This window comes from Bacteroidales bacterium (genome assembly GCA_022647615.1).
GTDB lineage: Bacteria > Bacteroidota > Bacteroidia > Bacteroidales > UBA932 > Egerieousia.
This window is the reverse complement of record JALCKZ010000001.1, coordinates 949,899-965,403: the sequence shown is the minus strand read 5'-3', so window position 1 is coordinate 965,403 and position 15,505 is coordinate 949,899. Positions and strand designations below refer to the sequence as shown.

General features: G+C 37.3%; 8 protein-coding genes and 3 CRISPR repeat arrays (1 of these 11 running past the window's edge). Of the genes, 6 read left to right on the top strand and 2 right to left on the bottom strand.

What is annotated here, in order from left to right:
- The first annotated feature begins 694 nt into the window (after nt 1–694).
- Together LKM37_04205 and LKM37_04200 are read left to right on the top strand one after the other, a co-directional pair.
- Entirely contained in the window at nt 695–1,705 is a 1,011-nt protein-coding gene (locus tag LKM37_04205; protein MCI1720212.1) for a TIGR01212 family radical SAM protein, read from the top strand.
- Between the two features lie 6 nt (nt 1,706–1,711).
- A complete protein-coding gene (locus tag LKM37_04200; protein MCI1720211.1) occupies nt 1,712–2,269 on the top strand; it encodes a hypothetical protein in 558 nt (185 codons plus the stop codon).
- 32 nt (nt 2,270–2,301) lie between these two features.
- Here LKM37_04200 and LKM37_04195 read toward each other — a convergent pair whose 3' ends face one another.
- The gene (locus LKM37_04195) at nt 2,302–3,402 is read right to left on the bottom strand and encodes a hypothetical protein (protein ID MCI1720210.1); all 1,101 of its coding nucleotides are present in this window, start codon (nt 3,400–3,402) and stop codon (nt 2,302–2,304) included.
- Between the two features lie 1,152 nt (nt 3,403–4,554).
- Here LKM37_04195 and LKM37_04190 point away from each other — a divergent pair.
- Entirely contained in the window at nt 4,555–5,130 is a 576-nt protein-coding gene (locus tag LKM37_04190; protein ID MCI1720209.1) for an ORF6N domain-containing protein, read from the top strand.
- A gap of 913 nt (nt 5,131–6,043) precedes the next feature.
- Here the strand turns inward: LKM37_04190 and LKM37_04185 are convergent.
- The gene (locus LKM37_04185) at nt 6,044–6,223 is read right to left on the bottom strand and encodes a hypothetical protein (GenBank protein MCI1720208.1); all 180 of its coding nucleotides are present in this window, start codon (nt 6,221–6,223) and stop codon (nt 6,044–6,046) included.
- A 327-nt stretch (nt 6,224–6,550) separates the two neighbouring features.
- On the opposite strand from LKM37_04185, the gene cas9 reads away from it, so the two are divergent.
- The 3 genes from cas9 to cas2 are packed head-to-tail and all read left to right on the top strand — an operon-like array spanning nt 6,551 to nt 11,945.
- Nucleotides 6,551–10,669: a type II CRISPR RNA-guided endonuclease Cas9 gene (cas9, locus tag LKM37_04180; protein MCI1720207.1), complete on the top strand. Its 4,119-nt coding sequence runs from the start codon at nt 6,551–6,553 to the stop codon at nt 10,667–10,669.
- Nucleotides 10,670–10,680: 11 nt separating this feature from the next.
- Nucleotides 10,681–11,610 carry a type II CRISPR-associated endonuclease Cas1 gene (gene cas1, locus LKM37_04175; GenBank protein ID MCI1720206.1) on the top strand — a complete coding sequence of 310 codons (930 nt, stop codon included), beginning with the start codon at nt 10,681–10,683 and terminating at the stop codon, nt 11,608–11,610.
- Entirely contained in the window at nt 11,610–11,945 is a 336-nt protein-coding gene (cas2, locus tag LKM37_04170; protein ID MCI1720205.1) for a CRISPR-associated endonuclease Cas2, read from the top strand. Before cas1 ends, cas2 begins: the two co-directional genes overlap by 1 nt.
- 108 nt (nt 11,946–12,053) lie before the next feature.
- A CRISPR array of direct repeats spans nt 12,054–12,455; the repeat unit is 47 nt; unit sequence GGTGTATATCAATGATCTAAATTACAAAACTGAAAGCAATTCACAAC.
- A 30-nt stretch (nt 12,456–12,485) separates the two neighbouring features.
- Nucleotides 12,486–14,760: a CRISPR direct-repeat array (repeat unit 47 nt; unit sequence GGTGTATATCAATGATCTAAATTACAAAACTGAAAGCAATTCACAAC).
- 107 nt (nt 14,761–14,867) lie between these two features.
- Nucleotides 14,868–15,505: a CRISPR direct-repeat array (repeat unit 47 nt; unit sequence GGTGTATATCAATGATCTAAATTACAAAACTGAAAGCAATTCACAAC) (it continues 410 nt past the right edge of the window).

Genomic DNA, 15,505 nt, shown 5'->3' with positions numbered 1-15,505 from the left:
TCGTATATTTGACTTTTTTAATATTTCTTGTAAAAAGCAACGCGGTCCGCGTAGCTTTTTCCGCTCATGTGGTCTTCAACAAATTATGCAAATCGCACAATCTGTTGTCAAGACCACATGCAAATAAAAACGCTAGAAAAACAATTTTACCGCAATGCGCAGAACAGCATTGCAATTTAGAGGTTCCTGCTTCGCAGGTATATTTAAATTAATGTTCTGCCACAACTTTGCAAAACTTCCTCATTATCAACATCCCACAAAATATCGTTCTCCTTATTTTTGCACAGCGCTCTTCTGCAATACCCTGGTTTCCAATTATTTTTGCAAAGTTGTGGCACAATCTTAAAAATATATTTGCCTGCGCAGCAGGTCAACCCTCAATTGCAACACCTCACAACGCACATAACCTCACTTCCCTTACCAGCCAATAAAAAAGCATATGGGCTAAACAATATATTGCGCGCCAGCGCAAATTATTGTAGCCCATATGAGCGGAAAAGCTACGCGTCAAGCGTTGCTTATTCCAAGAGATTCCCCCGTTGTGGCACAACTTTGTAAAACACCCTCATTATCAAACCTTTCTAAAACATCGCTACCCCCATCTTCCGCATAGCGACCTTCTGTAACACTCTATCTTTCAATTACTTTTTCAAAGTTGTGCCACAACCTGAATCTAATTATCTTTGTGAAACCAATGGAACAGCACCTCAGATATAATCCTTTTATCAATTATTTTACGGAGCGGTACGGATGCCGGCTGCAGAAGGTTGTTGTGAATGCAGGATTCACATGTCCTAATCGCGACGGATCTATAAAGAGCGCGCGGTATAGAATCCAAAATAATGATACCAAAAACAGCAAGCCACAATATAAGACGGTAACGTGCAGCGGCCTGGGTGGTTGCACGTACTGTGACAATGACGCGTTCCATCCAAACTACTCCACGCCAGACAAATCTATCGGGAGGCAAATAGATGAAGGGATTGAATTTCACAAAGTGAGATATCATAAGGCGCAGCAGTATATTGCATATTTTCAGCCATTTTCAAATACATACGCGCCGCTGGAGCAGCTCAAGAAAATTTATACAGAGGCGCTCAACCATCCGGATATCCGCGGGATTGTAATTGGGACGCGCCCGGACTGTATTGATAATGAGAAGCTTGATTGGCTACAAGAATTATCTGATAAAAAAATTGTAATCATAGAATACGGCGTAGAGAGTGTATATGATAAAACGCTGGAGCGCATCCACCGCGGGCACAATTTTGAAACGGCAGTCAGAGCAATTGAGGAGACGGCAAAACGCGGCATCACGCAATGCGGGCACTTCATTTTTGGACTGCCGGGAGAGACCGCACAGGAAATGGATGCCTCAGCGCAAATAATTAATACATTACCGCTTACAGCACTCAAATTCCATCAGCTCCAAATCATCAAGGGCACCCAAATGGAGCAAGAATTTGCAGCTCGGCGACAGGATTTCATCACATTCACGCTAGAAGAATACATAGACTTCATTGCAAAATACATCGCAAAACTAAAACCAACATTTTACATAGACCGTTTTGCCGGAGAAGTGCCGCCGCGCTTTGTCAATGAAACACCCTGGGGACTAATACGTTACCAAGAACTGCGCACAATGCTGGAGAAACGGATGGAGGAACTCAACCTCACTCAAGGTTGTAACTTTACAAAAAGATAAACTTATATGAAAAAACTAACTCTAATTATCAGCGCATTACTAATTGCTGCAACAACTTCATTTGCAGGCAATCCTGTAAAAATCACAAAAGGCAACGCAAGCGCCATCAAAGACGCCGGCGTAATCCCGTTTGAATTTGATTACACTAAAACAGCTGTAACAGGCCAAGGCTCAGATGTTTTCATTAAGGCGCAAGGCAAAAATGAAGAGACTATTCAGAGTTATGAATATTTTATAGATGCATTTAAGAGCAAAAAATTGGGTATCTCAACAACAAGCAATTCAAACCTTGCTCAAGTTAAAGACGCCAAATATAAATTAGTAATTCACGTTGCACATTTAGACCTTGGCAGCGGAATAGCATCCCAGTTTGCAGTAACCTTCACGGCCGGCGGCTGCATCATGGACGGCACTGCGGAAATAGTTGAGGTCGCGACAGGTAATCCCGTAATTACCATGTCCATAGACAAATTCAAAGCCCACAGCCGCGTCAAGGACAACAAGCGCCTTGGCATCCTTTACAAGGACATTGCAGAATTCATGATTGACGCACTGGAGGATTAATTATTTTTTTTACTTCCGCAGTTGGCGGGTTTTTACGGAGTAGGCGTATTTGGAACCTGCACGTATGGATTGATTGTATAAACATTTCCACCCACTAACGTCTTCCCTGAAACTGATGAAGTTTTATAGGTCAAATCTCCTTTGTCACTTGTATGCGCCGTGATAACTATCTCTGAATTAAGTGTTTGCCCAAATACCGCAACATAAATTGGATTAAGTTTATCATTTGCAGAAATAATAGAGGAAGTTCCTATACTTACGTTCATATCTCCGCGCGTTGGCGTACCGATAATGTTTCCCGCAACATCCGTTTGGCCCGCAACAATCAATTTATTATTGCTATCAGATGTTGAGATAGTTAAATTCCCTAGGAACGCACAATCACTACCAAAGGTAACATTAATCTTGAGGATTGCCGTTAAGTGCTTGAAATTCAGATTCCCGGAAATTTCTTTTGTTGTATTTTGGTCAGAACCAGATACGATGTACGAAAAAGAAGCCCCCATAATAATTTTTGAGTACACATCATCATTTCTTGGAATACCAAAAGAGAGCAATCTTCCGGACTGAGAAGAAAGATTAAAAATTGCATATTTATAATAATGAGTATCAAGTGTCAATGAGGCCGGATAAAAAGCATCTATTTCTGAATCATCTTGAGTTATTGGATAGTTAGCAACAGAAATGCTAAGCTCCCCCTGAAATTTCGCAGACTTAGACGTTCCAGAATTATTTGTGGTTAATAGAGTCTTTGAAGCCCTATCAAAACTAGTGCTATAGTAATAAGGATACCCAACCTTAATAGAATCCGTCGGAGACCAGTAAACATTCATACCGCTCCCCGGGTCTTCTAGTGAGACCTTTGTAGGCAGGCCGCTCTCCAGGTCAATCTCCTGACCGCCCAACAATCCGGCAACGCCTGCAACACCTGTAGCACCTGTAGCACCCGCAGCACCGCTAACACCATTGGCAGAACTATTCCCGTCATCATCTAGTGTCGCCGACAGTTTTATCACATATTTTTGGGTTTTGGCGCCCGCATCAGAATCTGCATCGCTCTTGGAGCATGCGCCGGCCAATACCGCACCAAACAGCAACAAAAGAAGAAGGATCTTACTTGAGGACTTTTTCATAATATCTTGATTTGTAATTGAATACTAATTAAAACTATTTTGCTACAATGCTCCTGTACTTCAGTTGGGTAGCGGTAGGATTATCAACTTCTTCTATCTCCCAAGTGAAATTGTTCACCTCCCCGCCTCTTGATATAATTTAGTCTAGACGTTAGAAAAAAACTTATTTACAGTATCCACGCTCACCGTAAAAGAAGAATACTAAACAGTCGCTCTGTCGTTCGGCAAAAAATCATGCTCATTGCAAGACCACAACAGCACAGCGCCCAATAACATCAGGATGATTTTCTTAATAGCTAAATTTTAATTGTCAAAGATACTCATAATCCCGACAGATTAATCCCCCCATTTTCAACCACTTCAATTCCAAGATCTTACTTGAGGACATAGCGGAGCGGCAGCAAGCCGCGGAGCCTGGCGCGTAGCGCCAGTGCCTCCTCATGGCGGCAGCCATGTAAACCACAAGGCATTACGCCGCTTTGTGGCGGAATGCTCTGCATGCGAGCGCAGCAAGCATGCAAATAAGCTCACGCCAGGAAACTCATGCCTGCGCAACAAGGCATACATTCGCCACTGACAATCAAGTATTTACATTTTGTCCGTTCCCTGCAGACACGGATAATCCGCAACACTCTGATTATCAGACTTCACCCCGACCCTTATTTTCCAGTGCCCCCTCATCACACCCCCAAAAACTCAGCGTCACGCACCATCCCAAAATCCTTTTAAAATTTGTTGTAATAAATATGTTTTTTACAGCCTTTTTGTTTTTATAGTCCTTCCATCTGGAATCCACAACATTAACTCTCTCTGCATAGCAACAACTGCGTTAACTATTCAGTGACAAATCATTATTCAATACAAGACTCCCAAGCGGAGCGGCAAAGCAGCAAAGAAAAATCCAAGCGGAGCGGCCGCAGGCCGCGAACGCCTGGCGCGTAGCGCCAGTGCCTCCTCATGGCGGCAGCCATGTAAACCACAAAGCATTACGCCGCTTTGTGGCGGAATGCTCTGCATGCGAGCGCAGCAAGCATGCAAATTGTTCCTATCGCACAAACTTTTTACTTTTCCGGAAAAAATTTTTACGATATGACACAGAATTGACGATCTGGTTACATATAATTGTTCCCTGATTTTATAAAGCAACAAATTATGGAAAATGAATTGGAGAACATCAGTAGTAAAATCTACACCATCAGAGGTGTAAAAGTAATGTTAGATTGTGAACTGGCATCATTATATGGGGTAGAGACAAGAGCTATAAATCAAGCAGTTAAGAGAAATATGAAAAGATTCCCGACAGACTTCATGTTCAAATTGGATGACGCAGAGCTTGCAAACTTGAAATCACAGATTGTGATTTCAAGTTGGGGAGGAAGGAGATGGAGACCCGTAGCATTTACCGAGCAAGGGTTAGCCATGCTATCTGGGCTTCTTAAAAGTGATATCGCAATTCAAGTAAACATTCAGATCATGCGCGCCTTTGTTCAAATGCGCAACTATCTGGCAACCACCGCCAACCTCACTGCAGAACTTGAAGAACTCAAAAAAAAATTGACAATGCTGGAACGCAGTGATTCAAATAATCAATTGGCAATCAGCAAAATTAGCAAAGACATAGATAATATTTATCTCGCGATAGCTGCTTTGTCCGTTACCGCTCCGTCCGCCCCTAAACCCAAACCAAACAATCCCATAGGTTTTAAACAAAGCATCACTAAAAAATAACGGTCCTCAAGTACATAATCCCCTAAAGCGGAGCGGCCGCAGGCCGCGCAGCCTGGCGCGTAGCGCCAGTGCCTCCTCATGGCGGCAGCCATGTAAACCACAAGGCATTACGCCGCTTTGTGGCGGAATGCTCTGCATGCGAGCGCAGTGAGCATGCAAATAAGCTCACGCCAGGAAACTCATGCCTGCGCAACAAGGCATACATTCGCCACTGACAATCAAGTATTTACATTTTGTCCGTTCCCTGCAGACACGGATAATCCGCAACACTCTGATTATCAGACTTCACCCCGACCCTTATTTTCCAGTGCCCCCTCATCACACCCCCAAAAACTCAGCGTCACGCACCATCCCAAAATCCTTTTAAAATTTGTTGTAATAAAAATGTTTTTTACAGCCTTTTTGTTTTTATAGTCCTTCCATCTAAAATCCACAACATTAACTCTCTTTGCATCGCAACAACTGCGTTAACTATTCAGTGACAAATCATTATCCAGTACAAGACTCCCAAGCGGAGCGGCAAAGCAGCAAAGAAAAATCCCAAGCGGAGCGGCCGCAGGCCGCGAACGCCTGGCGCGTAGCGCCAGTGCCTCCTCATGGCGGTAGCCATGTAAACCACAAAAAAATGCGGCGCTTTGTGCCGCCTTTTACGCATGCACTGCACAACAGTGCATGCAACAAAACTAGAGTATAACACCCTGAATACCAGTATAAGGTCGCATATTGCGTCCTTAAATAATTTTGTCACTATAAAAATGTTTTTTACATTTGCACCAGCGGAGAGACATAAAACCGCTGAAAGCAACTTGCGAAGCTGCAAAACTGCAAAGGCCGTTTTTACGGCCTTTGTGTTTTTGTAGCCTTTCCATCTGGAATCCACAACAATAACTCTCTTTGCATCGCAACAACTGCGTTAACTATTCAGTGACAAATCATTATCCAGATAACACAAGTACTCATCCGCCTCAGCCTTAGTCAATGCAGCAACGCAACACAGGCAAACAATTTTTTCCTGACGCGTCATGTCCTTAAATGCCTTCCCCTTTTCTTTGCAGTACTCCTTAATTTGTTCTGTATAATCCACTTCTTCCATAGTCAAATGTTTTTAAAAGTTTTATGCAAAACTCTTTTTTGTTCGCGACAGTTTTTGTCATTGGTAAAATTATTTTTTGTATCGCGACAGAAAATGTCACAGAAGAATTTTATACTTGCTGCCTAAAATGGATATCACAATGGTAGCGCAAGGTTTGAATAAAAAAAGACGAGGAGCATTTCTGCCCCCCTTCTTAAATGTTTTCACAACGGAATAATCCTTATTGTGAATTGCTTCGTTTTGTATTACAAATATAATAAGAACTTTGATTATACCAAAAAGAATAAATATTTATAACTTTGAAGTAACAAACTTAAACAGGTCATTATGAAAAGGATATTAGGGTTAGATCTGGGAACAACCAGTATTGGCTGGGCATTGGTCAATGAAGCCGAAAACAAAGATGAAAAGTCATCAATTGTAAAGCTGGGAGTAAGAGTTGTCCCATTATCTACTGATGAGATTCAAAACTTTGAAAAAGGAAAAAGCATAACAACAGAAGCGGACAGAACACTCAAAAGGGGCATGCGAAGAAATTTGCAACGCTATAAATTGAGAAGGAAAAACTTAATTGATGTTCTAAAATCCAATCACATCATTACAGATGAAACAATCCTTTCGGAAAATGGTAACAGAACAACATTTGAAACCTATAAGCTAAGAGCACAGGCTGCAACTAAAGAAATATCACTTGAACAATTTGCTAGGGTCCTATTGATGATCAATAAGAAAAGGGGATACAAGAGCAATAGAAAAGCTAATAATCAAGAGGAAGGATCTCTCATTAATGGGATGGACATCGCCAAAAAACTTTATGATGAAAATATGACTCCAGGCGAATTTGTTCTTGAATTATTAAAGGAAGGGAAACATTATATACCAGATTTTTACAGGTCTGATTTGCAAAATGAATTTGATAAAATATGGAATAAACAGGCACCATATTATGCTGAGTATTTGACACAAGATTTTAAAAAACAGATTTCTAATAAAAGCAAAACTCAAACTAATAAAATCTTCCTGGGAAAATATAAAATATTTACCGCTGATAATAAAGGAAAAGATAAAAAGTTGCAGGCATACCAATGGAGAGTCAAGGCTCTAAAAGAGAAATTAGATATTAACCAGTTAGCATACGTGGTAAGTGATGTAAATGGAGATATTACATCATCAAGCGGCTATCTTGGCGGCATAAGCGATAGAAGCAAAGAGCTATTCTTTAAGAAGATAACGGTAGGACAGTACAAAATTCTGAAATTGAGTGAGAATCCTAATTACAGCCTTAAAAACAAAACATTTTACAGACAAGATTATTTAGATGAATTTGAAATTATTTGGGAGACACAGGCAAAATTTCATAAAGAATTAACTCCTGATTTAAAAAAAGAAATTCGAGATATAATTATTTTTTATCAAAGAAACTTAAAATCCCAAAAGGGATTGGTTGGTTACTGTGAGTTAGAGAGCAAACAAGTAGAAAAGATAATAGATGGAAAGAAAAAAATAATCACAATAGGAAGTAAGGTATGCCCAAAATCATCTCCATTTTATCAAGAATATAGGATATGGCAGAAGTTAAATGATTTTATTGTTATTAATGAAAAAGAAGAAGAACAAAGAGTGCTAACACAAGATGAGAAGCATTTGATAGCCAATGAATTAAATTATAAAGAAAAACTATCTAAAACTGATATTCTTAAAATATTATTCAAGAATTATAGGAGCTATGATGCAAACTTTAAAGAACTCATCGGGAATAGAACAAATTCATCAATTTATCAAGCGTTATCTTTAATTATTTCTGAAAGCGGAAATGGTGATTATGACTTTTCAAAGACAAATGCGGATGAAATAAATAGAGTAACTAGCGAAATATTTAATGGACTCGGGTACAAAACAAACTGCTTGACTTTTGATACAAAAATACAAGGGAATCCAGATGTACAACCATATTACAAGCTGTGGCATTTGCTATATTCATACGAAGGTGATAATTCTAAAACCGGAGATGAAAAACTAATTGCTGATATACAAACTATTACTGGCCTTCCAAAAGAATTTGCAATAATTTTATCAAAGGTCAAATTTGAACCCGACTATGGTGAATTAAGCACAAAAGCTATTCGCAAAATCCTACCATTTCTAATAAAAGGGAATAACTATAGTTCAGCCTGTGAACTCGCTGGTTACAACCACTCCAAACGCTCTCTAACCAAAGAGGAAATTGAAAATAAAAACTTGATTAAGAAATTACAGATTCTACCTAAAAATACATTGAGGAATCCAGTTGTTGAAAAGATTCTTAATCAAATGATTAATGTCATTAATCAACTAGACGATACATATGGTAAACCTGATGAGATAAGAATTGAACTAGCACGAGAATTAAAAAAGAGTGCTGAAGATAGACAAGAATTAACAGATGCAATTAACAAGTCTTCAGCTGAATATGATGAATATAAAAAACTATTAACTTCAGATCCAGATTTTCATTTACATGGAAGTTATATAAGCAGAAAAGATTTAATTAAATACAAGCTTTACCTTGAATTAAAGGATAATGGCTTTAAAACGCTTTATTCAAACACTTATATCCCTAAGAATGAGTTGTTTATCGGAGATTTTGAAGTAGAACACATAATTCCTAAAGTTAAATTATTTGATGATTCTTTTTCCAACAAAACATTAGAAAGTTCATCTTGTAATAGGGAAAAAAACAATAGGACCGCCATGGATTATGTTGAATCAAAAGGCCATAGCGATGAATATCTTAATAGAATTGAACAGCTAATGAAGTCTGGTGCTATCTCCAGAGCAAAGTACAACAAATTGAAAATGCATGAGAGTGATATTCCGGATGATTTCTTAAACAGAGACTTAGGCAACACTCAATATATTGCAAGGAAAGCAAATGAAATTCTTAGCACATATGTCAAGACAGTTGTGCCAACGACCGGTTCCATTACTGATAGATTAAGGGAAGACTGGCAACTAATTAATGTAATGCAAGAACTTAATTGGGATAAATATGATAAACTGGGTTTAACAGAGACTTTTGCCAACAGGGATGGCAAACAAATTAGGAGAATTAAAGATTGGACTAAAAGAAATGACAATAGACACCACGCCATGGATGCTTTGACTATTGCCTTTACAAAACATAGTTACATACAATACTTAAATAATTTGAACGCGCATTCGGATAAATCTAGCAGTATTTATGCGATTGAACAAAAAGAACTAACAAAAAATAATCATGATAAGTTAGTATTTAATCCTCCTATTCCGCTGAATGAATTTAGAACAGAAGCAAAGAAACAACTTGAAAATATACTTGTATCCATCAAGCCCAAAAACAAAGTTGTTACTGATAATGTTAATATTACAAAGAAGAAAGGTGGAGTAAATAAAAAAATCCAGGCGACACCTAGGGGTCAGCTACATAATGAAAGTATCTACGGCCACATTAAACAATATTCTACAAAAGAAGAAAAAGTAGGTGCCACATTTGATGAAACAAAAATATCAACTGTAGCAAACAAGGCATATAGGGTTGCACTTTTAAACAGATTAAAAGAATTTGACGGAAATGCTAAGAAGGCATTCACCGCTAAAAATTCTTTAGTCAAGAATCCATTGTTTACAGATGCAGCGCATTCAATAAAAGTTCCGGACAAAGTTGCAACTACGCAAATTACAGACCTTTATACAATAAGAAAAGCAGTCGATAAAGACTTGAGCGTTGATAAGGTTGTTGACGCACATGTAAAAGCAATATTAGAAAGTCGACTAAAAGAATTTGGCGGAGATGCAAATAAGGCATTCTCTAACCTTGATGAAAATCCTATATGGCTTAATCGAGAAAAAGGAATTTCTATTAAGAGGGTGACAATTAAGGGAGTAAATAATGTTGTGGCGCTTCACGACAAAAAAGACAAAGACGGGAAATTAATCTTAGATAAAAACAACAACACACAGCCAACAGATTTTGTTAGTACTGGCAACAACCATCATATTGCAATTTATAAGGACGAGAAAGGAGAGCTGCAGGAAGTGCCTGTTTCATTTTTTGAAGCAACCGTCAGAGCAAACAACAATCTTCCAATTATTGATAAAACTTACAAACAATCAGAAGGTTGGAGGTTTATGTTTACTTTAAAACAAAATGAATATTTCGTTTTCCCTAATCCTGAAACAGGATTTGATCCTAGTCAAATAGATCTAAAGGACCCCAGTAATTATTCTCTAATTAGTCCCAATTTATATAGAGTTCAAAAGATTGCATCTAAAGACTATGTTTTTCGCCATCATCTAGAAACAAATGTGAATGACTTTAGCCTTCTAATGGGACTGACATTTAAAAGAATACGTACTATTTCAAGTCTAAACGGACTAATAAAAGTTAGACTAAACCATATTGGAGAAATTGTGGAAATCGGTGAATAAATAAATATGCATTGATAAAGAAAACATTATACTTTGGCAATCCGGCATACTTGTCCTCTACAGATAATCAGCTGGTTATTAAAATGCCTGAGGTAGAAAAATCTAACCTCCCGGGGTTTGTTAAAAACAGCGCAATTAGGACAATCCCTATTGAAGATATTGGGATAGTCGTCCTTGACAATAAGCAGATTACTATCAGTCAAAATGCAATATCACAACTGCTAAATAATAATGCTGCAATAATAACTTGCGATGATTCCAGAATGCCTGTTGGTTTGCTATTACCTCTTGAAGGCAACAGCATTCAGAGTGAGAGATTTAGGGACCAGATAGAAGCAAGTCTCCCACTAAAGAAACAGCTTTGGCAACAAACTGTACAGGCAAAAATTATACATCAAGCAGTTATATTAAAATCCATATTACAAGAAGAACAAAAGAATATGATTATTTGTGCTAATTCAGTAAGAAGCGGAGACCCTGATAATTATGAGGCAAGGGCGGCAGCGTATTATTGGAGCCATCTGTTTCCTGCGATACCAAATTTTACAAGAAATAGAAATGGAATACCTCCAAACAATCTGCTCAATTATGGATATGCTCTACTTAGGGCAATAATAGCAAGAGCTCTTGTGGGTAGCGGCATGCTGCCTACATTGGGAATACACCATAAAAACAGATACAATGCATATTGTCTTGCAGACGATATAATGGAACCATACAGACCATTTGTTGATAAGAAAGTACTGGGAATCATTTCCACGACAAAAGATTACACATTAATAACACATGAGATTAAGGTCGAATTACTTAAACTAGCCACAGAAGACGTAATTATAAATGGTCAAAAAAGTCCTTTACAAGTAGCCGCGACAATTACAACGGCATCACTATATAAATGTTTCTCCGGCGAACTTAAAAAAGTTGTTTACCCAGATATATAATGGATGAACGAATTAGTCAATATAGAATTATGTGGGTGCTCGTATTATTCGATTTGCCTACTGAAACTAAGGCAGATAGAAAGAATTATGCAATATTTAGGAAGGACCTTATAAAGGATGGTTTCCTAATGTTCCAATTCTCAATTTATATAAGACAATGCGCTTCAAAAGAAAATGCAGAAGTTCATATGAAGCGAGTGAAGAGAGTTTTACCGCCTACAGGAGAAGTTGGAATCTTTTGTATTACCGATAAGCAATTTGAAGATATTCAATTGTTCTCATGCAAGAAACGAAAGAAGGTAGAATGCGAGGACATCCAATTATCATTATTTTAAAAAAGAAAAACCCCATCCTTACAGATGGGGTTTTTTAGAAATACACCATTTTTTAAATCGTTGTTGCCACATATAATTATTTGATTAATAGTATATTACTCAAATTGTGGTGTATATCAATGATCTAAATTACAAAACTGAAAGCAATTCACAACCAAGTGTTGATGATTACCTGAGAACAGAGCTCGTAAGGTGTATATCAATGATCTAAATTACAAAACTGAAAGCAATTCACAACGATCCTTACGAGGTGGCTCTGCAAGTTCTTGGGTGTATATCAATGAAGCGGTGGTGTATATCAATGATCTAAATTACAAAACTGAAAGCAATTCACAACATGATAACCGGGAGTTATCATTCGTCTATTTTAAGGTGTATATCAATGATCTAAATTACAAAACTGAAAGCAATTCACAACTGCCACTGAATATATCAATGCCGTTACAGGGAATATGAAGAAGCAGGTGTATATCAATGATCTAAATTACAAAACTGAAAGCAATTCACAACCCTTTAATGGTTTTAGTTCTTCTACCGCTAGGTGTATATCAATGATCTAAATTACAAAACTGAAAGCAATTCACAACGCCTCAACTCCTCCATTCACAATCTGTGAAGGTGTATATCAATGATCTAAATTACAAAACTGAAAGCAATTCACAACCCATCAGAAAGTTTCCATCTTCTGACAGCAGGTGTATATCAATGATCTAAATTACAAAACTGAAAGCAATTCACAACAAGAATGAACCCGGAAGTCTCTGCAATGGTGGTGTATATCAATGATCTAAATTACAAAACTGAAAGCAATTCACAACAGCCTTTGCTGCATCGTTACAAGTTTCAGCGGTGTATATCAATGATCTAAATTACAAAACTGAAAGCAATTCACAACCACACCAATGGAACTCACTATTATTTAGGGGTGTATATCAATGATCTAAATTACAAAACTGAAAGCAATTCACAACTACGGCGCGTACATCGCAATTGAATTTAAGGGTGTATATCAATGATCTAAATTACAAAACTGAAAGCAATTCACAACTATTCCAATCCAACACGAATTTTTGAGGGAGGTGTATATCAATGATCTAAATTACAAAACTGAAAGCAATTCACAACTCCCGGAAGCATTTGCGCTGCTTCCAAATTGGTGTATATCAATGATCTAAATTACAAAACTGAAAGCAATTCACAACCTCAGAGAATTATTACACGACAGATGATGCGGTGTATATCAATGATCTAAATTACAAAACTGAAAGCAATTCACAACAGGCATTGAGCTTGATTTAAAATATCTAAAGGTGTATATCAATGATCTAAATTACAAAACTGAAAGCAATTCACAACATTGCCGGAGATGATTACCGACAAGGACACGGTGTATATCAATGATCTAAATTACAAAACTGAAAGCAATTCACAACACCTTTGTTATACTCTGAGAATAACACTCTGGTGTATATCAATGATCTAAATTACAAAACTGAAAGCAATTCACAACGCTCCTGCTGCTCTGCCTTGCATTTTTCTAGGTGTATATCAATGATCTAAATTACAAAACTGAAAGCAATTCACAACCTTGATTAATGACTTGTTTTTATCGCCATGGGTGTATATCAATGATCTAAATTACAAAACTGAAAGCAATTCACAACAGGACTTGGAAACGTAATGTTTTTGAGTGTGGTGTATATCAATGATCTAAATTACAAAACTGAAAGCAATTCACAACAATAAACGTACAATGCACAATACCGTTATAGGTGTATATCAATGATCTAAATTACAAAACTGAAAGCAATTCACAACTGTTTGAGATTTATCCCCATCAATTTGCGGGTGTATATCAATGATCTAAATTACAAAACTGAAAGCAATTCACAACACTTTTTATGATGATATTCGTGTAGCATTAGGTGTATATCAATGATCTAAATTACAAAACTGAAAGCAATTCACAACGTTCTGGAATAATGTTTACTCAGTCAAATGGTGTATATCAATGATCTAAATTACAAAACTGAAAGCAATTCACAACACCGTTACAGTTACATCCTGAGAATAAAGTGGTGTATATCAATGATCTAAATTACAAAACTGAAAGCAATTCACAACCCTTTGTCTACAAGGTTAAACTTTGCTTTAGGTGTATATCAATGATCTAAATTACAAAACTGAAAGCAATTCACAACCGAGTTGTCAGGTTCTCTCGTCTCTGTAAGGTGTATATCAATGATCTAAATTACAAAACTGAAAGCAATTCACAACTCGCTTTTCTTGGCTGTAATAGCCCAAGCGGTGTATATCAATGATCTAAATTACAAAACTGAAAGCAATTCACAACATACCGTTTGATACTGCTGGATTCCAAATAGGTGTATATCAATGATCTAAATTACAAAACTGAAAGCAATTCACAACAGATGCAACGTGATAAACGTTTGCAAGAAGGGTGTATATCAATGATCTAAATTACAAAACTGAAAGCAATTCACAACAGCAGAGGAACTGTTATCAGTGCACTTCATGGTGTATATCAATGATCTAAATTACAAAACTGAAAGCAATTCACAACAACTTGTCAATGACACTCCAAATGAAAGTGGGTGTATATCAATGATCTAAATTACAAAACTGAAAGCAATTCACAACTATACTGCGGAAGAATCCGAATCATTTGCGGGTGTATATCAATGATCTAAATTACAAAACTGAAAGCAATTCACAACCAAGTACCTCCAGCAGTTCAAATACAACGAGGTGTATATCAATGATCTAAATTACAAAACTGAAAGCAATTCACAACATCATTTTTATCTAAAAAAAGATAATCAACGGTGTATATCAATGATCTAAATTACAAAACTGAAAGCAATTCACAACACATTGGCTATGGTTGGTGATAATATTGGTGGTGTATATCAATGATCTAAATTACAAAACTGAAAGCAATTCACAACACAACAAAGGTTATTCATCTGATTTTAAGGGGTGTATATCAATGATCTAAATTACAAAACTGAAAGCAATTCACAACGTGTCCTGTAACCGTTGTAGCATCTCACTCGGTGTATATCAATGATCTAAATTACAAAACTGAAAGCAATTCACAACGAGGATGACTATAAGCGTTATCTGATGAAGGGTGTATATCAATGATCTAAATTACAAAACTGAAAGCAATTCACAACACAAGCGTGGCAAGCACCTGCATCTTGTTCGGTGTATATCAATGATCTAAATTACAAAACTGAAAGCAATTCACAACTGGATATTCCAATGATCCCACAGCTATTGTGGTGTATATCAATGATCTAAATTACAAAACTGAAAGCAATTCACAACACAGCCAGTGTTTCACAAACAATTGAGTTTGGTGTATATCAATGATCTAAATTACAAAACTGAAAGCAATTCACAACCCTGCGCCGTCACCATTATCATCCGGATTCGGTGTATATCAATGATCTAAATTACAAAACTGAAAGCAATTCACAACGTGCAAACGCAATCTATGCTGCAGTCATCTGGTGTATATCAATGATCTAAAT